This window comes from Emticicia sp. SJ17W-69 (assembly GCF_051209875.1).
In the GTDB taxonomy this organism is placed as follows: domain Bacteria; phylum Bacteroidota; class Bacteroidia; order Cytophagales; family Spirosomataceae; genus Emticicia.
Window position 1 is genome coordinate 1,821,980 of the sequence record NZ_JBNTQY010000001.1, and the last position, 24,335, is coordinate 1,846,314.

The 24,335-nt window shown below is 32.2% G+C and carries 16 protein-coding genes; 10 read left to right on the forward strand and 6 right to left on the reverse strand.

The features are described from left to right. Positions 1-62: 62 nt before the first annotated feature. The 4 genes from ACQUQZ_RS07465 to ACQUQZ_RS07480 are packed head-to-tail and all read right to left on the reverse strand — an operon-like array spanning position 63 to position 7,216. Positions 63-2,186 carry a DEAD/DEAH box helicase gene (locus ACQUQZ_RS07465; RefSeq protein ID WP_435354246.1) on the reverse strand — a complete coding sequence of 708 codons (2,124 nt, stop codon included), beginning with the start codon at positions 2,184-2,186 and terminating at the stop codon, positions 63-65. Further along, positions 2,186-3,499: an ATP-binding protein gene (locus tag ACQUQZ_RS07470; protein ID WP_435354247.1), complete on the reverse strand. Its 1,314-nt coding sequence runs from the start codon at positions 3,497-3,499 to the stop codon at positions 2,186-2,188. Before ACQUQZ_RS07470 ends, ACQUQZ_RS07465 begins: the two co-directional genes overlap by 1 nt. Next, positions 3,496-5,454: a tellurite resistance TerB C-terminal domain-containing protein gene (locus ACQUQZ_RS07475; RefSeq protein WP_435354248.1), complete on the reverse strand. Its 1,959-nt coding sequence runs from the start codon at positions 5,452-5,454 to the stop codon at positions 3,496-3,498. Before ACQUQZ_RS07475 ends, ACQUQZ_RS07470 begins: the two co-directional genes overlap by 4 nt. Before the next feature lie 40 nt (positions 5,455-5,494). Continuing rightward, positions 5,495-7,216 carry a tellurite resistance TerB C-terminal domain-containing protein gene (locus ACQUQZ_RS07480; protein ID WP_435354249.1) on the reverse strand — a complete coding sequence of 574 codons (1,722 nt, stop codon included), beginning with the start codon at positions 7,214-7,216 and terminating at the stop codon, positions 5,495-5,497. A 502-nt stretch (positions 7,217-7,718) separates the two neighbouring features. On the opposite strand from ACQUQZ_RS07480, the gene ACQUQZ_RS07485 reads away from it, so the two are divergent. The 3 genes from ACQUQZ_RS07485 to xseB all read left to right on the forward strand — a co-directional run bounded on the left by ACQUQZ_RS07485 (position 7,719) and on the right by xseB (position 9,627). Beyond that, a complete protein-coding gene (locus ACQUQZ_RS07485) occupies positions 7,719-7,862 on the forward strand; it encodes a hypothetical protein (protein WP_435354250.1) in 144 nt (47 codons plus the stop codon). A 68-nt stretch (positions 7,863-7,930) separates the two neighbouring features. Further along, positions 7,931-9,415, forward strand: a complete 1,485-nt coding sequence (xseA, locus tag ACQUQZ_RS07490) for an exodeoxyribonuclease VII large subunit (RefSeq protein WP_435354251.1) — start codon at positions 7,931-7,933, stop codon at positions 9,413-9,415. Next, positions 9,415-9,627 (forward strand): exodeoxyribonuclease VII small subunit, encoded by a 213-nt coding sequence (gene xseB, locus ACQUQZ_RS07495; protein WP_435354252.1) that lies wholly within the window; start codon positions 9,415-9,417, stop codon positions 9,625-9,627. The genes xseA and xseB overlap by 1 nt, the downstream gene beginning before the upstream one ends. Positions 9,628-10,202: 575 nt before the next feature. Here xseB and ACQUQZ_RS07500 read toward each other — a convergent pair. Then, positions 10,203-11,096 carry a hypothetical protein gene (locus tag ACQUQZ_RS07500; RefSeq protein ID WP_435354253.1) on the reverse strand — a complete coding sequence of 298 codons (894 nt, stop codon included), beginning with the start codon at positions 11,094-11,096 and terminating at the stop codon, positions 10,203-10,205. Positions 11,097-11,108: 12 nt separating this feature from the next. Continuing rightward, positions 11,109-14,513, reverse strand: a complete 3,405-nt coding sequence (locus ACQUQZ_RS07505) for a hypothetical protein (RefSeq protein WP_435354254.1) — start codon at positions 14,511-14,513, stop codon at positions 11,109-11,111. Between the two features lie 1,115 nt (positions 14,514-15,628). Between ACQUQZ_RS07505 and ACQUQZ_RS07510 the strand changes: the two genes are divergently transcribed. From ACQUQZ_RS07510 to ACQUQZ_RS07540, 7 genes are all read left to right on the forward strand, one after another. Next, a complete protein-coding gene (locus ACQUQZ_RS07510) occupies positions 15,629-18,844 on the forward strand; it encodes a hypothetical protein (protein WP_435354255.1) in 3,216 nt (1,071 codons plus the stop codon). A gap of 25 nt (positions 18,845-18,869) precedes the next feature. Then, positions 18,870-19,721 (forward strand): hypothetical protein, encoded by an 852-nt coding sequence (locus tag ACQUQZ_RS07515; RefSeq protein ID WP_435354256.1) that lies wholly within the window; start codon positions 18,870-18,872, stop codon positions 19,719-19,721. A 666-nt stretch (positions 19,722-20,387) separates the two neighbouring features. Further along, the gene (locus tag ACQUQZ_RS07520) at positions 20,388-20,945 is read left to right on the forward strand and encodes an antirestriction protein ArdA (protein WP_435354257.1); all 558 of its coding nucleotides are present in this window, start codon (positions 20,388-20,390) and stop codon (positions 20,943-20,945) included. Next, complete coding sequence (locus tag ACQUQZ_RS07525; RefSeq protein ID WP_435354258.1) at positions 20,929-21,057, forward strand: hypothetical protein; 129 nt, start codon at positions 20,929-20,931, stop codon at positions 21,055-21,057. The genes ACQUQZ_RS07520 and ACQUQZ_RS07525 overlap by 17 nt, the downstream gene beginning before the upstream one ends. 856 nt (positions 21,058-21,913) lie before the next feature. Beyond that, positions 21,914-22,117 carry a hypothetical protein gene (locus ACQUQZ_RS07530; RefSeq protein ID WP_435354259.1) on the forward strand — a complete coding sequence of 68 codons (204 nt, stop codon included), beginning with the start codon at positions 21,914-21,916 and terminating at the stop codon, positions 22,115-22,117. A 115-nt stretch (positions 22,118-22,232) separates the two neighbouring features. Beyond that, entirely contained in the window at positions 22,233-22,445 is a 213-nt protein-coding gene (locus ACQUQZ_RS07535; RefSeq protein WP_435354260.1) for a hypothetical protein, read from the forward strand. Positions 22,446-22,953: 508 nt separating this feature from the next. After that, the gene (locus ACQUQZ_RS07540) at positions 22,954-24,207 is read left to right on the forward strand and encodes a tyrosine-type recombinase/integrase (RefSeq protein WP_435357645.1); all 1,254 of its coding nucleotides are present in this window, start codon (positions 22,954-22,956) and stop codon (positions 24,205-24,207) included. Positions 24,208-24,335: the final 128 nt, after the last annotated feature.

The following is a 24,335-nucleotide window of genomic DNA, read 5'->3' on the forward strand; positions in this document are numbered from 1 at the left end:
AGAAATTTATCTTTCGGTATTAATTATTCAAGCCACTCAATAAAATCGAGAATCAATCATTATTAATTTAAAATTAAATTGGTGTTCGTTAAATAGTTTCTTGTTCCTTCGATATCAAAAAACGTATTCTTAATAAGTTTCACCTGATAATCTTCTGGAAGATAAATACCCCATTTAGAAAAACTTAACAATGAAGGATTTTCTCTAAAATGGGTAGTAATATGCAAATCAATATTGTCTAATAGTGCAGCTAAAGCTTTCCATTGTTTAGTAAATAATTCCTTACTTTCCTCAAGTTCGAAAGTACTACTTTCTTCATCATACCTATGATTTATGCCTACAATTTTTAAAAGCAATCGAATGGTTCGATTGATACTTGTACCAGTAAACGAAAAAAAGGTTAGATACTTTTCTGAGACCAGTAAAGGCCTTTCAATAGTCAAGTCTTTGATATTAAAAATGCTAAAATCCTTACGTAAAACTAAAATTTCATCACAACTCGGTTGGTCAAGAAAATCATAGTCTATCCTATCATATAAAATCTCAAACATTTTTTCTCTTATTTTTTGGTGTATCAAAGCACCGCTACCCGAAAACAATGGCTTCTTACCATCTTTTGTTGGTATTACTTCAATTTTTTTTGACTGATGGTCAACAAATACTATTTTCCAAATTTTTGCGGAAAGTAAAATATTTTCATCTTCAATAATCTGTGGTGAAAATGGTATCTCTCCAATCTTCTGACCAGAATTCACAACTTTATAAGCCTCTTCTACCTTGAAGACACTGTAAAAGTCACGGCTATTGACTACCCTTTCTCCAGTTACCCCAATAATTACCTCATTTTGGAGTCTTTCAAATAAGTCAATTTCAATTAAATAGTTAAGTATTTCTTCTATTTCATTTAATTCAATATTACTAAATGAAGCATTCGTTTTAAGTTGATGAATCAATTCAGTTAATTTAATCCCTGAATGTCCTTTTGTGATTGATAATGCTTGATGCACTAAAATATCGTAGGGTTTTTCTTTCTTTTGTGGAGGCTCAATAAATCCCTCTTTATATAATAACCAGCACGCAATAGATTGTAGTAAACTCCACTTATTTGTCGCATACAAATATAAGTTACTTCGCTCGCCTTCTTTTCTACCACTTCTTCCCACGCGTTGTATAAGCGATGCAATACTATGCGTGGCATCAATTTGCACCACTTCATCTACAGACCCAATATCAATGCCTAACTCTAAGGTAGAAGTGCAAGCAATACAAAAATTTAGGCGGAAATTATTTTTCGCAAAATGTTCTACATATTCTCTGACTTCTCTGTCAACCGATGAATGATGGGAAAAATAATAAGGGTGTCCTTTAACTCTATCAGAAATCTTTTTCAGTTTAACGGCGACTTCTTCTGCCCGCCCACGGCTATTGGGAAAAATTAAAACCTTGTTATCTTTTGTTTCGATATATAAGTCTTTCAAAAGGTCTAATGGCAATTCGTCTCCTTCGCCTTTGAAATACCGAAACAGTACTTTAATCTCTTTAGCAGTTCTATCCAAAAGAACCTTCGTCTTTGAAGAATCACCAGTAAAACCTTTTGCTTCATCATAATCTCCAATAGTAGCCGAAAGTCCAATAACGCTAAATGAGTGATTATTGATTTTTTTAAGTCTTGCTATGATTGATTTGAGTTGAACCCCTCTGTCCGTACCAATAAACGAGTGTATTTCATCGATGACTACATATTTTAGGTTCGAAAAAAGTTGCTTTACAAAATAGGGTTTATTCACAAACATTGCTTCCAGCGATTCTGGCGTAATTAATACAACACCATTAGGTTGTTTAAACAGTTTGTCTTTCAATGTTTTATTCGCTTCTCCATGCCACTTGGTTACACTTATATCAAGATTTTGGCAAAGCTCTTCAATACGATAAAATTGGTCATTTATTAGAGCAATGAGAGGCGATACATAAAGTACTTGAACTCCTGATTCTTTGAAGTCAATTTTTGATAAAATCGGTAAAAAGGCTGCTTCAGTTTTACCCGAAGCAGTTCTGGATGCCAGAATATAGTTTTCATCCGATGCCAAAATTCTCGTAATTGCGGCAGTTTGTATAGGTCGCAATTGTTCCCAACCTTTGTCTCGTATATATTTCCGTATCGGTTCTGAAAGTAATTGAAAAGCCATTATAATTCCTCAATGTCGTCTAATGAAAATTCACTTGGTCTTTCATCAGAGATTTCAATATCTCCAAATAATCTACTTTTATCTACACCAGGATTTTGACGAATAATATTCAGTATATTTAAAAAATCCCTGATAACTTCTCTCGGAGTTAAAAATTCAGATGCTCCTGGTTTATTAAATAACTCCTCCATAAACTGATGAATCTCCTCATTACTGATGCTAATTTCAGTTTTATAATTAAAATCAAATATTGCTTTTAGTTTTTTAAGTAAAACAAATATTTCATTATGGTTGAGAGGTAGTAATCTAATTACGGGTTGGGCAAAATCCCTAATCTCTGCTGTTTCAAATTTATTGGTAATCAGCCTTGTTTTCAACGCACTATAGCTAAATAACCCTCTCCGTTCATTTTCCAGTACCTCTTTTGTTCCCGCAAAGTTGAAGAAAAGATTAGTCACTTTACCCTGAAAACAATCATTGTAGATAGTAAGAATTTTTTCATAATTCTTTTCTCTTACAACTGCGGTTGAAATTTTGTATAAGTTAATTGCTTCATCAAGGTTTACCATAAAGCCACTATAACCCATATTCACAAACAGCTTACAAAAATTCTTGAGCATATCATAATAGTTCAAATCATTAATGATTTCTCTAACTCCTAAATCTTGCCTTGCTTCAGTTTTCGTTCGGTATTCTCCTTTTAACCATTTTAAAGCATTACGGCGTAGATGTTCATCATCCTTGATATAACCTTCGTAGTATTTGAATACAACCATTCCAAAATCAAATCCACCAACATCTGTAAGTTCATTAATCGTTTTCATAATAGAATCACCAATCAATCTAAGATATTGCTCTTGTCTAATTTCAATCAATGACAAGCTATTTGCATCTGCTGTCTTGGAAATAACCTGTTCAATCCACTTTTCTAATAAGGTCGGTAATGCCCCTCCTTCGGGTTTAGTCTGAATCGCTACATTATCCATTATGGCAGAGTAAAGGGCTACTCCTTTACCATCATTAGAATATAGGCGATTATCAGGTGTAAAATCTGCATTGGCAACAACAAACTTCTGCTTTAATGCCACGGTATTCAGTAGATGAAGCATGAAAGATTTGCCCGAACCAAAATCTCCAATCCAAAATTTCACCATACTATGCCCGTTTTTTACATCCTCTAATGCCAAGATTACTGCATTTATTTCTTCTGTACGGCCAACAGTAATGTGTTGTACGCCCATTTTAGGTACTACTCCACCAATTAAGGAGTTGATAATGGAGGTGGCCTCTTTAGGTTTAACGTTGTCAATCATTGTGTCAAAATTCTTTGGTAATAAGTATTATTAATAGTATAGTCATCGTCATCTTCTTCAATCAACAAATCATCTAAATGCTCATAGCACGTATCATTAATGCTATCTATTAATTGATTTTTAAATACTCCGTTTGATTTAGCAAAAGCCTCTATATCACTCTGTGCAATAACAAGATTATTCTTAGCAAATAACTCCAATGTTTTTGTCTGGATAGGTTTGAGCGATAATTCCTCAAGAAAAATTGATTGACTAATCTCAGTTTTTTTCTGACTCACAATTAGCTCAATTTCAGTATCGTTTGATTCCTCAATTGGCGTATCAGCAGTATCTTCTGAATCATCCCGCAGATATTCATTCAATAATTCAACTGTACCCGAATGTTGCTGTTGTACTTGCTGTATGGTTTCTTCATCAAGTTTTATCTTTTTCCGTTTGACTGCATATACTTTTGAAATACTTGACAAGGCCTTGTTTAAGTCTTTATCATTTACAAATTCCTGTACAATTACTTCAAAATATTTTAATTGTTCTTCGGTTTTGAATAGATTTTTTTGAATCGTTTTAGTTAACTGCTTATTATCGAAGATTTCGGATTTTAAATCATAATAAAGATAATAGATGTAGAGATAAAGAGATTTTTCTTTATCATGCTTTGCCATAAACTTAGAAGCCTCAAAAAATATATTCTCTACTGAAGGGTTTCGGATATTTAAGTTACCAAGTGCAATAACAGATTCAGTAAACTTATTTGGATTGCCGTTATAATTGGTACTAAGTTCTTCAAATTTTATCCTCCATCGGTTAGTATTCTGTGCATAAAGTTCAATATCCGTAACTTCGTCTGGAAGAGGTATTTGTTTAATCAAATCGGGTAATAGCTCTTTTACTTTTGAAATTATTCTGGCATTCAGCTCAGTTTCAATTTCTTGAGTATAATTCGTTTCAACATTTATCTTTCTCTTATGACCATAATATTCTCGTATTGCGTTTTCACAGTACTTGAATATATACAAATGGAAGTCATTAGAAACATTTTCAATACAGTATTTGTAATTCTGACTACCTCTTCTGTAGTTATAATTTTTTTTAGCAATAATATCAGCAACAAATAAAAATTGGCTTTCGAGTGTAGTCCCTTCTTGTAGATATTGTTCATTTAAACCTGCAATTGTATGAATGAATAATTTCAATATTGAGCGGCAACAATAGTCTATGTTGAAAAAGTTATTGGACTGATACCATATTTTTTCTAAAAGTTTTTCTTCCTCAGAACTTAGTTTTAGTAAAGTTTTATATTTTTTTCTCCAATCATAAGTTTGATAGTCAATCGTATTTCCTTGAAAGAATGAAAAGTCTCTATTGTTCCTTTCAATTGTATATGAATCAATAGACCTGCCACTTGCTTCAAATTTCTTAGCCAAAAATAAGGCAGCATACGATTTAGTCTTAGGATAATTTATCCCCAAGTCCTTGAGTTGTTTCGTCAAGATAGTCAAATCCTTATGACTCTCATATTCATTCAATAAATCAAATAAAAGAATAAAGTAATAATTTGAATTACCTTCAACATCTAAATATTCACCAATTAAAAACTTTGTTTTAAAAATTTTATAAAAACTTTTCTGCTCATCGGTTGCTGTGTCTATTTCCTGATAGGAATAGACGTATTGATGTCGCCAATACGGAACCTCTTTATGATATTTTTTTGTGTTTTCAAAATGTGAAATAGTAGTACCATAATTGGTCACATCGATGATTGATGCATCTCTTTGTAGGTTTTTTGTAGATGATGTTTGTGTAGAAATCGTAAAAGGCTTTGGTTCTCTTCTTTTTTCGGAAGGATAAGTGACGTATGGATTAGAAGTCCCCGTTTTATGTCCTGATTTTGATGGTTTATTTATACTATAAATAATATAAATAATAATCCCTGTAATAAAAATTATGATCATCATGGTATAGTGTTTAGCTATTAAGAATGTATCTTACTAAAAATTAAGAAGCCGAAATTTTTTGAAAATTTTCAAGATAAATTACATAGTTTTCCTCATCTTCCTCAATCAATAAATCATCTAAGAATTCATAATAACTATCATTTATACTTTCAATTAAATGATTAACAAATACCCCATTCACATTCGCAAAGACTTTCATCTCATTTTTAGCCACAGTAAGATTATTTTTTACAAATAATTCTAATGTTACCACTTGTATACCTTGTAAAGGTGATGACTTTGAAACTACCGAATAATTATTAGTTTTATTTTCAGTATTTTTTTCGTCTACTTTTTCTGTTTCAGATAGAATAGTACTGTCATTATTTTCATCGTCTCTTAAGTATTCATTTAAAAGTTCTACCGTTCCTGTATAGCTCTCTTCAACTGCTCGAATACTTATCTTGTCAAGTAGAATTTTTTTTCTCTTAACTTCATAAATTTTAGTAATTTCGGATAAAGCTTTTGGTAAATCCTTTTCTAAGAGTAGCATTCTAACAATTTTCTCAAAATGTAACTCTTGATTTTTTTGTGGAAAGAGCTTGGCCTTAATATTTACAGGTATTAATTTGGTTGGGATATTAAAAGATAGTTGATGATATATATAATGCAAATATATCTTTAAGGCGATGATATTATTCCTATTTGCGATTTCTTTAAATATATCAAAAAAAATGTTAAAATAAAAGAAGTTATTCCTATTGAAGTAGGTTAACGCAACAACTTCAAATAAAAAGTCACCTTCAAGGGTAGTATATTTATCAACTAAATATTTTAGGTGGGATTTTCCCTTAGTCTTTGAAATCGTATAAATTGATTCTAAAGTTTTTTCATCTTCATTTGTTGGAACATAAAACACCATATATTCAGCAATAAGTTGCTTTGCAAGTTGAATAATTTCGTTCTCAAATTTCAGGATGGGACCTTGTCTATAGATGTATAAGGTATTCAAATGGATTTCTTTTTCAAAGCCATAAATTAAAGCTATCGTATTTTCACATTGAATTAAAATCCATTTATAAATCTCAGTTTTATCAACTTTAAATTCATTGGCAAAACGTTTAGAAATCTTGTCAAAGCTGTCGGAAAAATGCTTTTCTAATTGTCTTAGAAGGTGAATGAAAACTTTTACTATTTCTTCTCTATAAAAGTAGATATTGAAAAAAAGACTATTATTGTAATTCAACTCATTTAGTAAGGACGTTTCATTAGATGATAAATCAAATTTCTTTTTAAATTGATTCCCTAATTTTTCGGTTTCTGTTGAGTATAACCTATGAGTGTTGTCCTTTGGGCACTCTTTTAGGAAAATTGAAAGAGAAATACTATCTCTTTTGTAAAAAATAGCTTCTTTCAGACATAGTTGTGCTTGTGTTTTAATCTGAGGATAATAATGGATTAGATTGCCAATTCTTTCTTGAAATAGCGAAAAGTTATTATTACCCATAAAATCTTCATCAATATTATTAATCAGAAACAGGGCGTAATTCGTATACCCTCGTAAATCATAAAATTCGTTAGCATAAAAGCTATTCTTGAAATTTTCGAAGAATAAGGCTTGTTTAGAATTCTCAAAACGTATATTTCTACTTTTTCTATTAGGTTTCCAAAAAGGAATTTCTACACTAATATATAAATCATCGGTAGGGATATCTTCAGCATTATTGCTTGTAATATCAATAATTGAAGTATCAGCTGCGGAAAATGAGTTGAGGGAATTCATTTTTTCATTCTTTGTAATTTTATAAAGTCAAATATAAAATTAATAATATGATTTAAGTATATTTAAAAATAAGATTAGACTGTTTATTTATTTTTCGGTACATAATTTATAGAATAGTTTAAGATGATTTATACGGATTAACCTTTAAATTTATAATAACCTTTGAGTTATAAGAGGCATAGTTCTATAGATGCAATATTCTTTAAGCCATAAATGCATTTTTGCATTTTTCCACTAAATTCACTAAGCTTGTATTACCTATGTCCAAATACTTGTCAAACAATGGAGCAACCATTACCTAATACACCCTTTCCCGAGCAATCAAAAGAGAATATTAAAAAAATACTCTACTTGCTCCTCAATATCTCCTAATGCAAGTTTTGGGAAGCCTTATCCTTAGCGAAGCAAAAACAAACACCCTTCAAACAATTATATATCCATGAAAAAATATTACTACTTATTTGTTTACCTTTCCCAACGTTCGCTAAAACAATCTCAATCAATGATAGATACTCAATCAGGCGAGCCAGTTAATGGTACAGAGCTAAAAACCTACCATTTTGTTGAAACTGGTGTAACTCCACTCTTACCCGGTAGAACTGTAAAACTTAAATGTAATAGTAATCATTCATATATACCAGCTTAAGTTATTGTCTATGAACAAATCTGAAATACACTTAGATATCATTACACAATTAAAAATCAAATAATAACTTGACTGAGCTACCACACATAAAACTTTCAGATTTAACTCAACAAATCCAAGATGTAATCAAACAATCATTTGGAACAAAAACCCATTGGATAGTCGCCGAAATATCAAACCACAAATTCTATTCAAACCAAGACCGCCATTATTTTGAGTTCATTGAAAAAGAAGATCCATCCAAAGAGCCAATTGCCAAAGTAAAAGGAATTGCCTGGCGTTCTGGATCACAAAATATCGACCTATTCCAAAAAAATACGGGCCAGGCTTTCACCAACGGAATCCAAGTCCTTGTCAAAGTAAAAGTAGAGTTTACCTCAACTTATGGTTTCTCCTTAATTCTTGAAGACATCGACCACTCATTTACATTAGGCAATCTTGAAAAGCAAAGAAGAGAAACGCTACAAAAATTAGTTGCCGAAAATCCATCATTTATACAGTTAATAGGCGAACAATACCATACTAGAAACAAAAAAATACAACTAAACATAGTCATACAAAACATCGCCATCATTGGCTCACCTAATTCTGAAGGATACAATGACTTCTTACATACAATCCAACAAAATCAACATAAATACCGATTCTCCTTAGATACCTATCAGTCTTCCGTCCAAGGTATCGAAGCTGAAACCGAATTAATAAATAAGCTGATAGCCATCTATGAATCCAAAAAACAATATGATTGTGTAGTAATAGTGCGAGGAGGTGGTTCAAAATCAGATTTCTTAGTGTTCAATACCTATGCACTATCCAGAGCAGTTGCAAAATTTCCAATTCCCATCATCACAGGACTGGGCCATCAAAATGATATTTCAATCGTTGACCTGATGGCACATACAAGTACCAAAACACCAACCAAAACAGCTGAATTTATCATAGCTCACAATAAATCATTCGAAGATGCTTTAATACAATTACAAAGTGCAATATTGATTAATACGCAAAGAGCCTTGAGCATAAAAAATCAAAATATCAATCAACTACAAAACTCAATACTAAATAACACAAGAGCAGCTCTAAGCATAAAAACCCAAAATATTAATCAACTACAAAACTCAATACTAAATAATACAAGAGCAACTCTAAGTATAAAAACCCAAAATATTAATGCTATAAATTTAATTGTAGTAAATAAATCAAAAAGCATCATATATAACCAAACGGCCAATTTGTTAAACCTAATGAATAAAATCCTCTCAAAACCTAAAATCATAACCTCCAACCGCAACAATGATTTAGTCAATTTGATTGCTAATCTCAAATCATTTTCAAACAAATACTTAATCAATCAACGAGGCTATCTTGGACATTATCAGTCGATAATCCGACTAATGAGTCCAGATAACATACTAAAGAAAGGCTTTGCAATTATTAGAAAAGATAATAAAATTATAAAAAATGCCGAATCAATAAACTTTGGTTCAGAAATTAACATCGAAATGGAAGACTATAAAATTACAGCAAAAACAATCTCAAAAACAAAAAAATAATGGCTACCGAATTAACCTACGAAAAAGCATATATCGAATTAAAGCAAATAGCTCAAGAAATCGAAACAGAGTCCGTTTCAGTTGACGTTTTAGCTGAAAAAGTAAAAAGAGCCTCCGAGCTAATCAACTTTTGCCAAACCAAGCTCCGAAGTACAGAAGCCGAAGTAAACAAAATCATTCAGCAAATGGAATCTAAAAATATACCCAACTAATCAGATTTTCCAATGTGCTACAACGTCTCATACCTCGAAAAGAAAAAAGCCAAATTGGGTAAGCACAATAGTAGGTCAAAGAGTATCCATATACGGCTATCTAACAACCTTCAAATCTATACGCAACAAGAAAAACCAACCTATGGCCTTCTGATACTTCTTAGATTACATCGGCAATTTTTCGATACCACACATTTCTCCAACTCACTCCAAAAATACCCATTCCGAGGAAAAGGAATCTATTGTGTATTCGACAAAGTCGAAGAAGAATTCGGCTGCCCCTCCATTCAAGTATATACCATGCGAAAAGCCCTTATAAAATCCTACCCATGAAGCGTAGAAGTACAACTGAACGAAGATAAAATCGGTGTTTTGTATTAATATAAAACTTTGGCTTTAGAAGTTTAGTACCACTTATTAGTAATTGCCCTTATATGAAGATACACAATAGAGAAATGACAATAGAATAGTTTATTAGAGTTATTTAAGAAATGTAATTAATACATTTAGATTATTTTCAATACTCTGACCGTTTTTGTTTATTGAGAATCACTAAATAGTAATTTCAAAGTATTTTAAGTGGATTCCTTAATGATTAATAAAAGTTCTTGTTTATTACATGGATTATTATAGAAAATTTCCCTTGCTTTTAGGAGTAAATCTGTAATAACCTTCCCCTTTGGAAAACCGATTGAAATAAGGTCATGTCCGTCGATTGGAATTATTTCTTTTTTAATTATAAACCGCTCAAGGATTTTATAACCATAAATTTCAAAGTTAAAATCATCTGGTAATATATCTAACTCTTTTCGCCATGAATTTATATTTTTTTTAACTAATACATTCGTATCAAAATATCCTTCAAGCCCTAAATTGCTTAAAACTTTGATTAGTATTTTCTCGAAATCGTGAACTGTATAGTTCCGAAGTATAGTTTTTTCCCATTCATCAATTACTAAACTCAAATGTTCACTCTTTTTAATTTCTTTTAAACAAGTTAATACAGCATTCAACATTTCAATCGCTGAATCTAAAACTTTATTAATACATATATTCCAGTCTGTTTCATTTACAGGTTCTTGTTTAATTATTACTTCGTAATACCAGCTATGACAAAGATTTCTTTTTTCAATATCCGACCTTGAATTAATGAAGTCCATTTGATGTTGAAATATAGTTCTAAATGCATGTACAAGTTTCTTTAAATTAATACCATCATCTGTTAGAGAAATATTATAGGCTGTGATTTTTTTTCTTATAAAATCAATATTTTTAGAAGAATTTTCATGAAACAGTATGTAAAGCCAAGAAATAAGACTATTGAAACATAATTCTGAATTGGAAAATTTTACTATCACAGTTATTTCTTCAAAAAATTTTATCTCACCACTACTAATGTTTGCAGCACTATTGTTGATTTCGTTGCATATTTTCAATAGATAATTGTATTTTTTCAAGGCCTCATTCATAACGAAACACAATTAGAGTTTTGATGGAACTGCGATTGGACCACGAAAGTTGAAGCCGATATAAAAGTTATCAATGACATCCCCAGCCTGAAATTCACTTTGCTTAAATTCACTTAGTGTAAATGGAATATATTCTTTTAAATCAGATATGTAAATTTCTCCTGATTTATCATGCTTAATAAAAGAAACAGTTCTTTTTACTTCACCTCTGAATAATTTGGGTTTCCCTTCAGGTGTAGATGCCAAGTAACTTTTAATTACTCTTCTTCGTCCATAAGAAGAGAAATCAGATTCGATATCAAGAGTTTTAAATGTTTCTAAAGACAATCTGATATGATTTAAATGAAACTCTGCAAGAGCTTTGATGTAGAGAGTTGTGGCAGATTGATAAATTTCTCCTATAAACAATAGTTTTTCAACGAGTTTTAAGCAATATTCCCAATCATTTTTTGTAAATGGTAAAGTTTGCTTTTCATCTTGAAATAGTTTGCTTTTAGACTTCATTGTCCACCAGGTATTTAGTAACAAAAATAAACATTTGCCATCATCTTTAATTTTATCAAATATACTTTGAAGGTAGTTTACTGTATTAGTGCATCTTTTTAGCAATTCTTCCAAAGAAATTACTCCGTTTATTTCAGAATCACCCATTATTTCCTTCGCTTTGATAAAATACCCTGAAGTAAAACCATTGAGTACTAATTCCTCGAAAACTGCATCTGCTAATTGTTGCTTACCCATTAATTCATAAAGTTTTAACTTACGAATATGGAAACGTTCAAGATTTTGTTCACTTATTCCTTCAATTTCTGCCATTTCAAATAAGTGAATCATTTGAGTTTCTGCATCTATTTTTTCTATTTCATTAAAGGCATTTTCCTTAATTAGTTTTTCTGTAGTCCAAGCTAAAATATCAAGTGCATTATAATTCTCTGGATTAGATGCAAATGCGTGACTATTTAATCGTTTGACATACTCATAACAAGTTTTTGCTTCCTCAATATGCCGCTCACCATCTACAAATTCATAAGCTCTAGAGCCAATTATTGCGGCTAATTCAATTCTTAAATATGTAGTGATATTTCGCTCTCTAAAATTTTGCAATTTTTCTAATGCGTCTCTGACAATTATTTCCGCACGTTCCAGCAGTATTTGATTAGAGAATCCAAGTGATATATTTTTATCCGTAACTAACTCTCTTAAAAATGAAGCTTCCTTGAGTATTAGCCTTGGGTGATATGCTTGACCGCTTTCTCGAAGCTCTCTTAATACCTCGGTAATATCAAAAATACTATCCTTATAATTCACATTTACATTTGGGCTAATGTTGTTTAATAATTCAACACCGAATTGAACCTCCGTATTTGACTCAAAACCAAAAGTTGCAAAGTCATAAGATTTAATTTGCTTTAAAAGAAGTTTGATATATTCTATCTCAGCTTTTTTACCGCCAAGATATTGACATAAAATTTTTGCTTCAATAGCAGTCCTTGCTCCAAGTTGAATATTTCCTTGTGAATCTTCTGACCATATAATTAAATCTACCTCATTCAATGCTTTGAAAAGGTTACTTGAAAGAGTATTAAATCCTATTGTTCGAAGTAAAAGTTCATATGGAACATTTAGAGCAAACTGTCCAGGTATCATGATTGCAAAAATCAACAAATCAGACAAATTAATTTGTTCTCCATCGACTTCCGTTGTTGATTCTATGAAAGGGACATTATTTTTGTTTATTAGCCCAGCAAAAACTAATGCTTCAAACATACTACTTGATGAACCAACTTCCTTTGGTTCTGTTTCTCTTAATTTTTTTGAGAAAAACTCAAACTCTTCCTTTAAACCTTTTTTTATGGAATCTCTAGTAGCAGGTAAATATCTATAAAGCATGGCAAGCATGTTTCTATCGTCAACGCTTGAGAACAAGTTACTAAGTATTAAATCAATACTTTTTAAGTACTCAGTGAATCTTCTCTTTTCGTGTAATGAAAGAACTATAGGAGATTCAATGTAGATGTCATTTGATTTTGATTTGTTATTGTCGTAAGTACTTCCAACCAATATAACATTTCTACCTCGGGCATTTAGACGTTTCAATAAACTAAAATATAAATCAGAATCTACCATACCATCCCAAATAACAACTGTATTGCGGGCTAAATTGTCCTCCGCCCATTTACAAAAAGTATCAATGTCAAGCTCATCAATTTTTTGATATCTTTTTTCAATAAATAACACGGGAATTTTTGATTGTTGTGATAATTCAAATGCGAGTAATCCTAATATTGTGCTTTTTCCGCTGCTCGATTGTCCGTATAAAATTAGAGGAACTTCTTTTCCCTTATTAGATGAAGATTTCTCTAAAACTTTTGTTTTAAGAGATTCATAATAATCTCTTTTGAATGTGTATCCAAGTGGGTATCCTTTCCAATGATTTGAGGCAGTAGGAGATGTTAGAAAATTCTTAAAATCATAGTATTTTTCATCTGGGGTATTAAAAGGTATTGTGTAAAAGAGGCTCTCATCAATGATAGTTGCAGTTTTAGAAACTTTATTAATCAATTCTTGTGGAATTTTTACCTTTTGATGTCCAATATTGATATATTTACCATAATAATCATCTTTATCGGGAATTGCTAATTTTAACCTACCTGACCCTTCAAGGTCCGTCAAAAATTGTGCTAAGGATATATCGAATATGATTAGTTTTTGGGAATGAATTAAATCAATAATCAGTTCATTATTTGATAATTCATTAGTTGAACTAAAAATAAGTGCTTGCTCAACGTCTAAAAAAGAAATAATTCCATATAATTCTTCAATTGAAAGCCAATCATTTTGGCTAAATCCTTCAATAATCAATATTCCCTTATTAGTAATTATTTCAGGTAATCTTTGCAAGAGAATATTACTAATGAACTTCCTTCTTATTTTTTCAGCAAGAGTTAATGGTGGACGTTTATTGGTTTCTATTTGAGAAATACTACCAAATAAATGAGTCAGATGAAGTTTAAACTTATTTCGTGAATCAACTATTCTATATTTGTCCTCATTAATTGGTTGTACTTTCCTCCATTCATTTGTAAATGCTCTATCAATAATAGTATCAATTGAAGAGGTATAGACACTAGACCAAGAAACTCGTGCAATTCGTTCAAGCCAAACTGGTACAGAAATATTTTTACATAACTCTTCTATCCAAGTTGATGCTGCCTCATATCCATTGCTCAAGCCCAGTTTTAAAAAACTATCATAACCTATAATGGGTTCATTATCAGTATTGTTTTTTTGAAATTTGCTAATACATTTGTCAAGTAAAACGTCAGTACCAGATGATAGAGATAGATATCTTTGACCAAGTAGAAGTACTGCTGGGCCATTTTCAAGTTTTTTTATTATTTCTTCTCTTAACTTCATTTAATTTATTCTTTATCCAAAATCCGGTTTTTACAAAATGTACAATTGTATAATTTTTGTCAATACTTAGTATTTTGGTTTAAGCCAACTTTCAAATATACAAAAGTTTTATATTAGTCTATAAATTGTTTGACATAGTTCCTATATTGAGGAATAATTATACTATCATATTTGATATAAAATCGTAGCCTGTTTCAAGAACTCAAGCATCAATAATATTCAACTACAATCCTTTCAATCGCATGCTATCATTTTCAATCTAAACATTGGTTCTGATAGTAATTATATTTTCAATAACCCCATAAACATCTTCGAAGTAACATCCATGTACGTAGATTACATAAAAGTCAGAAAAGCAACTATAAATTAAATTCTATAATAAATTTCCCCCGTACACTCCTTTCAGCAACCTAATAAATCTTACTATTCCATAGAAAATATTCTACAAGTCCACTCTTACACGTATGACTTACTTATGTTTAAAATACTAAAAATATGATTTTATTACCCAGTCATCAAAAAATACTTAGTTAATTTGGTGAAGGTATAAAACTGTCAAAATTGAGGCGAAAGTTAAGTGCTGAATAAGTGTCAAAACATGCAGGAATTAGTGGCAACGATGATGTTTTAGGTAGAAATTGCAAGATGATGAGATTTTATAAAAAAAAACGTAATTCAAAAATGAAATGAGTGAAGATGGACAAGAACTTTTTGCTTTATTGAAGACCAATAAAGAAGAGAGAAATGTAAAATTGTCAGCAAAACATTATTATAGATACTTTTTGATACCTAAAACAAAATATTGACTCAATAATAGTATAAATAAAAAGCCAGTCAAGATAAAGTAAAACGAGAATTTAGTTGATTGTAGACAAATACTTACCAGTCTCACCTTACGGTAAACTGCTTTTTTCTGAAAGAGTAAATGTAACTTTTTAGCATTTCTACTAGATAATTCAGTATGGTTTAGAAATGGTTTCAGAATAAGTACCGAATAATAAAAATGGTTTGTGATACTTTTTTATTATTTGAATATTTGTATACTAAATATCAAAATTTATAGTGTATTAAGTTACGTTCAAACTCCTTTGATATCCATTTAGCTCCTAACATATATGAAAAAACTTCTTCTTCTTTTCTTAATTACTTCTAGTTTTTCAGCAAAATCACAAAATGCTTATTATGATGCTTTAATGCTGAATAGTAAGAAGGATTCGATCAAGATAGTTTATGATTCATTAAGTTCTCCTAAATATCAACATTTTTATGAATTGGACAAGATTATTCAATTTATAAAAGAAAAAAAAATTTATTCACAGGAAGAGTTTACAAAGATTTATAAATTTAGTAATAACGAAAATATATTTTTAAAAGACTTACCTCAGTTAAATAGGATAAAACTACAAAATCAATTCATAGCGTATAAAATATATGTAAAATTTAAAAACAAACAAGATTCTATTCTGAAAGTACAGGGATTTAATTTGAAATCTCACAAAGATAAAATAAATAATATCTGGAATAATACTCAATTTTCAATTGATTCATTGTTCAAAAATGACACAACTAATTGTTTTTATAAATTTAATTCATCAGTTATATCAGTTAAATCTGTAGTAAAAGCCCAAAATAACAATAAAAATGTCCTTTTCTTTTTTAATCCCAAAATAAGAATTCCAATACCTTCAATTTTGCCAATCTTTAATAATAATTTAGTTTTAAAAGATTCTATTTATTTTTATGTAGCTAATTCAGATCTTAGTACATGTGATAATGAAAATAGCAATAAACTATCTAATTTGTTGTTTAAAAAAAATGATATTATAAATAAAGTTAATATTGATTTTTTTGCTAAGTTGAAAAATCTCAAAATAAGCTATGATGAAACAAATGATGAGTTCAAAAAAAATGGAGTTTCTATTATTAAGGATATTGAAAGTCCAAATAAGGCATTAGAAGGTTCACGTACAATTACAACTTCTGGTGAATCAATTTCTGCTAATCAAAAAGCTAATAACCCAACAATCACAGGTACATCATTTGACCCAACTACTCGAATTATTGATGCAACATCTAAATGGCTTGTTAAGCGTACAAAAGAAGAACTGACGATGTCTTTTTATGATAAGTTTAGAGAAAAATTAGAATCCGAAGAAGATATTCGTCAGATGCTCCCTGCTACCTACATGATGCTTCGGAACCAAGAAAATATTTATCAGATGCCCAATCTTGGTAAAGTTTGGGCACGTGCCTTTGTATCGGACATAAAACAAATCCCATTTAATTTTGAAGCTTTAGTAAATCAAAAATACCAAGACATTGCCCATGAAAATGAATTTTTATTGTTTATGACAGCCGCACATTCATTTGATATGCTCGGTAAAGGTACACATCCTGCTGAGGTATTTGATTACCTTAATAATACTTATGGCGGTCTTAAAGATAATCAAGGAAGGTTTAAAACAGTTGGGGATACCATTGTGAAACAAACAATACGTTTGGTTGATTTACTCTCAAAGAATCTAAGAGATACTGCTTCGGCAACTGTTATAAACCCAACTATTAAAACAAAAAGAGATACCATTCCAAATGATAGAGCATGGATACTTGGCAAAGATTTGGCAAAGCTAAATGACCCAACGATTCGTAAGTTTTATTTGGGCTTGTTGTATCAGCAAGACCCGCAACTATTTGATGATATAAAAATTGAAAAATCAAAAGAAGTCATACTCTCGCTTAAAGATTATTTTACGTCAAATAATAATTTCCAATATGTTGATAAAACACTAAGTCAGGTACTACAATTTTTTAATAATATTGATGCACAGTTAAAAACGTTGAAAGATTCCAAACAAGAAAAACAAAATACAGTAAATTTTGTGCAATATGCTCAACTTGTTTTTGATGTGGTAGATATTGGGTTTCGTGTAAAATATTTAATATCAGAGCCTAATCCAGATAATTCATATTATACAAGTGAATATTTTAAAACTTGGCGACCAACAGGTGTAAATGCCATAGAAGGAATTAAAGCATTTTATAATAATAATTTAGGTGCTGGCTTTATGCACTCATTACTAGTGATTAAACCTATTTGGGATAAAATAGGCAAAACAAATGCTAATATTGAAAAAATTGCTGATGCGTTTGAAATAATTGGTGGTTTTGATAGAGCAATATTAGCCAATCAGGAAACAATTGCAAATACTAATATTAAACGACTAAATACAGACATTATCGCTATAAATAATAGGTCTTCTTTTGGTAAGGCTGAGATAAATCAATTAAAAACTAAGTATGATGACTTAAAAACTATCAATAAAGAATTGGCTGATATTAAGGATAAAATTGAAACTTATAAACAAAATTTAACCTATTTAGATAGCTATTTTTTACTTTCTAATGGTGGTGCTTTTAAAGATATTGAAGACAAAATTCAACAAAAGAATGCAGATAATATAAAATTAAAAAATGTCTCCGTGGCAGTAAATAATATATTCCTCTATGGATTACTCCAAAGTGTTCTTGCTATAAAAGTTGATGATTTGAAAAAGCTCAAGAAAAAACAAGAGAATCTCTGCAAGATATTTATTAATAAAAATAAAGATGCAACCGATGATTCTGAAAAGAAAAAAGTTGTGCTTGACCAATTTATTTTCTATGCCAATTTCATAACCGATATCATAACCGCCGATTCAACAGCAAATTTAGAAGATATTATTAACCGCTATGCTCAACCTGTTGGGTCATATAGCATTAAGAGAAAAAATCGCTGGTCAATTGATGTAAATGCGTACCCTGGTTTATATGCTGGAATTGAAAATCCGTTAGGTACATCACAATTAAGGCAAAATAATTTTATTAATGGAATTACAGCTCCTATAGGCATTTCTTTAAGTAAAGGAAAATTACAAAAAGGATATAAGGATAATGTGATAAAAGGGCATTCTTGGAGTTTATTTATTCCAGTTATAGATATTGGTGCTGCATTTAGTTATAGATGGACTAATACATCAGAAGATGGACAAGGATTACCAAAAATAAAATTATCTCAAATATTTTCACCAGGATTATACGTGGCATACGGTTTTAAAAACTTCCCTATTTCAATTATGGCTGGAGCCCAATATACTCCACAACTGAGAGAAATAATTAAAACCAGTAAGGATACCACAATTACGACCACAACTGAAAACGGTATAACGAAATCTGTGGAAACAATTTATAATCTTAGTACCAAGACAGAGGTAAATACATGGCGATACGGTGTTTCAGCAAATGTTGATATTTCTATATTTAATCTATTTCATCAGAGAAGAAAAAACAAATAAAATAAACACGATAAATACTATTCAGATGAAGAAAATAATTCTATTAATCTTGATATCAACCATAAATAATTTGGACTCTTTAGCACAATCCAAATTACTTCCTTTGTTTAACACTCAAACTCAATCCTTTGAAGGGACACCAATTGAGCAGGCAAAGTATTTATTAGCTCCTGTCAAAAAGTACGCTAAAATTGGAGAGAATTTAGCAGCCTTACCACCAGTTTTGGAACAATTATTATCAGAAAATTTGATAATTGATAAACAAAAACTAAAAACTTATCTTGCCAATAACCAAATCGCCGAGAATACCATTGGTGGCAACATTGACGAAACAGTATCAAAAACACAAAAAGGAAAATTAGCGAAATACTTTGTCATTCATGATACAAGTACACCAAATTACGGACAATTTGCCATTCCAAATAACATTGACTCTGCCAACTGGAAACCAACTCTTTTAAAAATTTACAAAAATGAGCCAAAAAAATCTGCTCATATTTTTATTGACCGCATGGGTAATTCAATAACTCAGAATAACCTTAAAACTCCTTGGAGAGCAACGAAACTGGAGTTAAAAGCTATTGGCGTTGCCTCAAGAGGATTATTTCTTCATGTTGAATTAATTCAACCACGCAAGGCAGACCCCAACAAAGTCAATGATGCAATAGCTCCAATGCCAGGCTTCTCTCAAGCCCAATTAAAGCGTTTGGCTCTACTTTATATTGTCGCAAGTGTACGTAAAGGACAATGGCTCATACCTACCTATCATGCAGTCTTAGATAATGGATTATCGGATGGACATGATGACCCTCAAAATTTTGATTTAAACGATTGGGGCAGTATTTTATCAACATTGATTCAAAACATAAATCAATAATTTAGTAGTACTTATCCCATAAATTTCCCAAGCAAACCTAACATAATGATTTAATTGAGAAAATATTTCCCAACAATTAGTTCAAAAATTAATTTTTTTAGGAGCTTCCCCTTCGGGTCGGGCTATCCACTACAAGGCAACCAAAAAAGGTTGCCTTTTCGTTTCTATCCCTAAGCCAAATAAGGTCTTATTTCTTTTTCCTAACATTACAGCAATAAAAACCACGCCGTCAATCGTTCGTTACTCACTCATTCCTTGCTTAGGTTTTATCGCTTCCATTGCACAGCAGCCCAATTTCTGCCTCTTCGCCGGTCCGACAGTTTCACGGCAGAAATTAAGCTGCTTTTTCCTTTGCTACATTTGATTATTAACAAGGTTCTATTTTAGTTTTTTGATTTTAGTTGGTCTGCACGCACAGTATTACTTACACGGTTCAATCGAAATCTACGAGTAAAAAAATGACGTTTTTAAGTCTTCACTATGTCATTTGGCTATTTAGCTACACACAAGGCAAACGCACCGTAAACCGCCAAATGGACTTGAAAATAAAGGGCAGTCCGCTGTTGCGGCTTTGCCCCGACATTTTTTTCTCGTGATGCAAAAGCGATTGCCCATGCAAGTGCTGGGTTTATAACCAAGCGGCATTCCGCTTAAATCTTTACGAAAATGAAAAAAAATCCTTCAATCTATGTTGGTACTTATTACAAGTATAATTGCGGTCCGTCGCACGGCGGTTCAATTGCTGGTGAATGGCTTGATTTAACAGATTATTCATCAAAAGAAGAGTTTTATGAGGCATGCAAAGAGCTTCATTCTGATGAAGAAGATGCAGAATTTATGTTTCAAGATTGGGAAAATATTCCAGATTTCTTGATTTCAGAATGTAGCTTAGATGATGATGCTTTTGAATATTTTGAAGCCATTGCTAATATGGATGATGATAAAATTGAAGCCTTGGAAATTTACCGAGATAATATTTTAGGTAAGCATTTCGAAATTTCAGTTTCAGATTTAATTGAGCATTTTGAAGAATCTTATCAAGGTTATTATGGTGGTAAAAGCGATACGGCAGAAGTTGAATATGCTTATGAGTATGTTGAGCAAGCTGGATTTCTAAATAATTGTCCTGATGAATTATCGAGATATTTTGATTACGAGGCTTATGCAAGAGATTTGTTTTCGAGTTCATTTGTCGAGCATGATGGTCATGTTTTCACTAACTAAACAGGGGAGGGGATTCGTTCCCCGATTTTATGCCACCCAAGCCACTCACCCCACGTTTGGGGCGGTGGCTCGTGTGGCGTATGGCGTTTTGGGACAACTCAAAGTTTGCTAAGTCCGAACGTCCTTTTGCCCCTCACGTTTTCGGGGCGTTTGCTATTCTTCGTAAAAAGCTCCAGCCGCACAACCAAAGCTATATTTACATAATGTGAAATTATAAAACCTGAAGGTCAAGGGGACAAGCCCTTTATAATTTTGACATTATGTAAAATAGCCACTCACGCTTCGGGCGGCGTTCCGCTTTACCCATCACTCCTGGACTCATAGTTCCCTGGACTGTTTTAAAAAGCTTTAGTCTTCAAAATCCATTACTTCCATCATTCCAGCAGTGCTGAAAAAGCACCGCTTCCATTGGCTCACAGGCACAGGACTTTTGGCTTTTCTTCGCTTTATTTCGTTGACAGAAATCAAGCATGGCAAAACGCAAGGCTCAGAGATTGCTTGACTTATGTACGAAACCAAAGCCCAACCGCACAGCCCTAAGCCTGCTCCCCAGCCGCACTTTCAAAGGTTTGATTGTTAGTATGTTGGTTCTCAAAGTTGGTTTTCCCTTCGCCTTCCCACCAAAAAAACTTGTCTGTGGGCAGGTCGCTTTGCTCCCACACCCACAGCCTTCGAACAGTTTTTGGTGGGGTTGATTGGAACTCAACGGCCTTTCTCCCCCCTGTCCCCCCACTGGGGGGTGGCTCGCACGGCTCGTCGGTCGGTGCTTTATTATTTTTTCCAAAGCTACGAAAGTCAAAATGACAGTAGCAAGTTCAAGCCCTCCGGGTTTTTGATAAATTTTTTCCGCCTACGTCAGGAAAATATTTATCAAAAAAACTTGCTACCATGCCCCACAACGGGGTGTCATTTTGATTTCGTTTCCCCGAAAGAAAAAATAATTAATCACCTTTTAAATTTTTATCAATATGAATGCTTTTGAAATGTACAAAACTGTCGAGAATGTAATCGAGGCAGAAATCAAAGAATTAAAGCGAAAACTCAAATCAAAACGTGTAGCAGACCAAGGCATGAAAGGCCAATGGGAAAAAGATTTGTTTGAAATAAGCCAATTACGAAAAGGCGTAGGCGAAAGTAAAGAAAAATTTCTTGATAGAGTTCTCCCCTACTAAAGGGGGGAGCTTCCCCCGTTTTTTTTATTTCTTACATTTAAAATCAAAATAATCATGAATAATATCATTTTAAATATCGAAGTTTTAGCTCTTTTTTTCTATAATTACTCACAAAATGACATTCAAGAACTCTGTCAAGAATTTGACAGCGACGGCTGACCGTTTCAAGCATTTTTGGGAATCTAAAAGGTTTTCATTTTCTGATAATACAAATATTCAAATGTGGATGGGTTTTGTTAATTATTTCAGTGATTCCACTAAAGTCAAAGTATATAAATTGGCAAGCAAAAGGTATAGAAAAGAAGCATTGCGAAGGAAAAATACATAAAAAAGGGGGGCTTCGCCCCCTTTTTTATATTCATTGCTTTTTTATAAGGAATGAATATATTTTGACGTTCGCTGTTACAATGGGTCGCTTGAAATGCTTCGCATTTCTACGGCTCCACGATTGTAACGGCCGCTCACTTAATTATATTTGTATTTAGGGTAAATGGTTTCGCTGTAACGAAATACATAATTATTAAATTTAATAATTATGTATTTATTAAAAAAGGTGTTTTATGGATGAAATTGATTTTTTGACATTGCCACAAATTCAGCAGCTTTTACAAGCTACTGAAAACCCACTCCACAGACTACAAATTCTTCTCCTGTCAGATAGCTGCATTACGAGTAACGGAAATGATAAGTTTGCAATGGTCTGACTTGGATTTTAGAAAGAAAACCATTGTCACTCAAACACTTAAGAAAAGAGATGAAACTGAAGACAAAAATGAGTGACAAATTCTTTGACAGCTCCCCATGTACCAAAGGCTTTATGATGTTTCGCAGAGTATATTGAGCAGCACGGTAAAGCAACAGGATTTATTTTTTCGGGTGACGGTGGTAAAAGCCCCATCACTCGGCAGGCAGTTAATAAGATGCTCAAGCAAATTGAGTTTGAAAACCCCGAACTCCCAGACCTTTATCCCCACAAATTACGTCACAGTTTTGCAACTCATTTACGTGCCAATGGTGCAGAGTTGGAAGATATTAGAGACGCTCTCGGACACCAAAAGCTTGAAACATCTTTGATTTACGCCCACAATGACCAAGACAAGTTACGAGCCATTATTGATGCTCAGACTAAGAAGAAAAAGCCGTTTTTGGTTCGACTGCGTGAAGCTCTATTTAAACCAAAATCTAAGCCTAAAATCAGTTTATTGGAGTTTGACCAAAACTTTACCATCGGCAGGGAGCAGGAAGTACGAGCCATCGAAGCAGCTCTGGCCAAGGAGATAAGTGTTGTGCTTGTTGGCCCTGTGGGCGTTGGTAAAACCCACATCTTGAATGCTGTCAAATTCAAAAAGCCGGTGCTGGAGCTCGACGACCTGAAAGACTATAAAAAGTCATTGATTTCTATTTTACTGTTTCTGTTCGGTGGGGACAAGGAGCAAGTCGCTGAAATGATTTTCACAAAGGCTGATCGAGATTCGATGCACAACAAAATGAGTAAAGAGAGTGTCCAGTCTTTGAGCGAGCTTTTATTGAGTGTTACTGGCGACCACGAGTATTATTTGCGTATCGGTGACATTGACGACATTACGCCCACCGTGAGCAAATCGCTTGAAATACTGAAGAAAAACTTTACGATTCTGACTACTTGCCGACAAATCAAAATGACAAGTTTATTCATTTGGGACTTTGAACGCATCGAGATAAAGCCACTGAGCCGAATTGAGAGCCTCCGACTTTTTCACCGTTTGACTGATAATCTTGATTTTGAAAGTGTAGAACATGCCAGGAATAAAGTGTATGATACCAGCGAAGGCAACCCAAAAATGATAGTAGAGTTGTGCCATCGCTTGAGCAAAGAAGATGTTTTAGTGCCTGAGACGGTTAATGAGATTTGTGATAATTATATTGGTCGGCAGATTAAAGAGATTGATATGAGTTTCATGCTGCTTTTCGTCATGGGTGGCGTGATGCTTATGCGTTATATCGGGCGTGAGAGCCATGACCCTGATTTGAGGATGATTGGGGGGCTGATGATGATTGTAATGTTATTTGCACGTAGTTTCTTTAGAATTAGTAAAAGGAAGGGGTTGTGAGTACCGTTTAATAAATAAAGTTATTATAAAATAATTAATTGTCTCTATTTCTTAAATTTGGAAATTGAACTCAGCATACTTGTTATGTTCAAGCGGAAAGCATAATCTACAATATTTTTATATACTAA

Coding starts and splice junctions, on each gene's coding strand:
- ACQUQZ_RS07465 (WP_435354246.1), bottom strand. CDS start 2,186: ATGGCTTTTCAATTACTTTCAGAACCGATACGGAAATATATACGAGAC.
- ACQUQZ_RS07470 (WP_435354247.1), bottom strand. CDS start 3,499: ATGATTGACAACGTTAAACCTAAAGAGGCCACCTCCATTATCAACTCC.
- ACQUQZ_RS07475 (WP_435354248.1), bottom strand. CDS start 5,454: ATGATGATCATAATTTTTATTACAGGGATTATTATTTATATTATTTAT.
- ACQUQZ_RS07480 (WP_435354249.1), bottom strand. CDS start 7,216: ATGAATTCCCTCAACTCATTTTCCGCAGCTGATACTTCAATTATTGAT.
- ACQUQZ_RS07485 (WP_435354250.1), top strand. CDS start 7,719: ATGATAGATACTCAATCAGGCGAGCCAGTTAATGGTACAGAGCTAAAA.
- xseB (WP_435354252.1), top strand. CDS start 9,415: ATGGCTACCGAATTAACCTACGAAAAAGCATATATCGAATTAAAGCAA.
- ACQUQZ_RS07500 (WP_435354253.1), bottom strand. CDS start 11,096: ATGAATGAGGCCTTGAAAAAATACAATTATCTATTGAAAATATGCAAC.
- ACQUQZ_RS07505 (WP_435354254.1), bottom strand. CDS start 14,513: ATGAAGTTAAGAGAAGAAATAATAAAAAAACTTGAAAATGGCCCAGCA.
- ACQUQZ_RS07510 (WP_435354255.1), top strand. CDS start 15,629: ATGAAAAAACTTCTTCTTCTTTTCTTAATTACTTCTAGTTTTTCAGCA.
- ACQUQZ_RS07515 (WP_435354256.1), top strand. CDS start 18,870: ATGAAGAAAATAATTCTATTAATCTTGATATCAACCATAAATAATTTG.
- ACQUQZ_RS07520 (WP_435354257.1), top strand. CDS start 20,388: ATGAAAAAAAATCCTTCAATCTATGTTGGTACTTATTACAAGTATAAT.
- ACQUQZ_RS07525 (WP_435354258.1), top strand. CDS start 20,929: ATGTTTTCACTAACTAAACAGGGGAGGGGATTCGTTCCCCGATTTTAT.
- ACQUQZ_RS07530 (WP_435354259.1), top strand. CDS start 21,914: ATGAATGCTTTTGAAATGTACAAAACTGTCGAGAATGTAATCGAGGCA.
- ACQUQZ_RS07535 (WP_435354260.1), top strand. CDS start 22,233: ATGACATTCAAGAACTCTGTCAAGAATTTGACAGCGACGGCTGACCGT.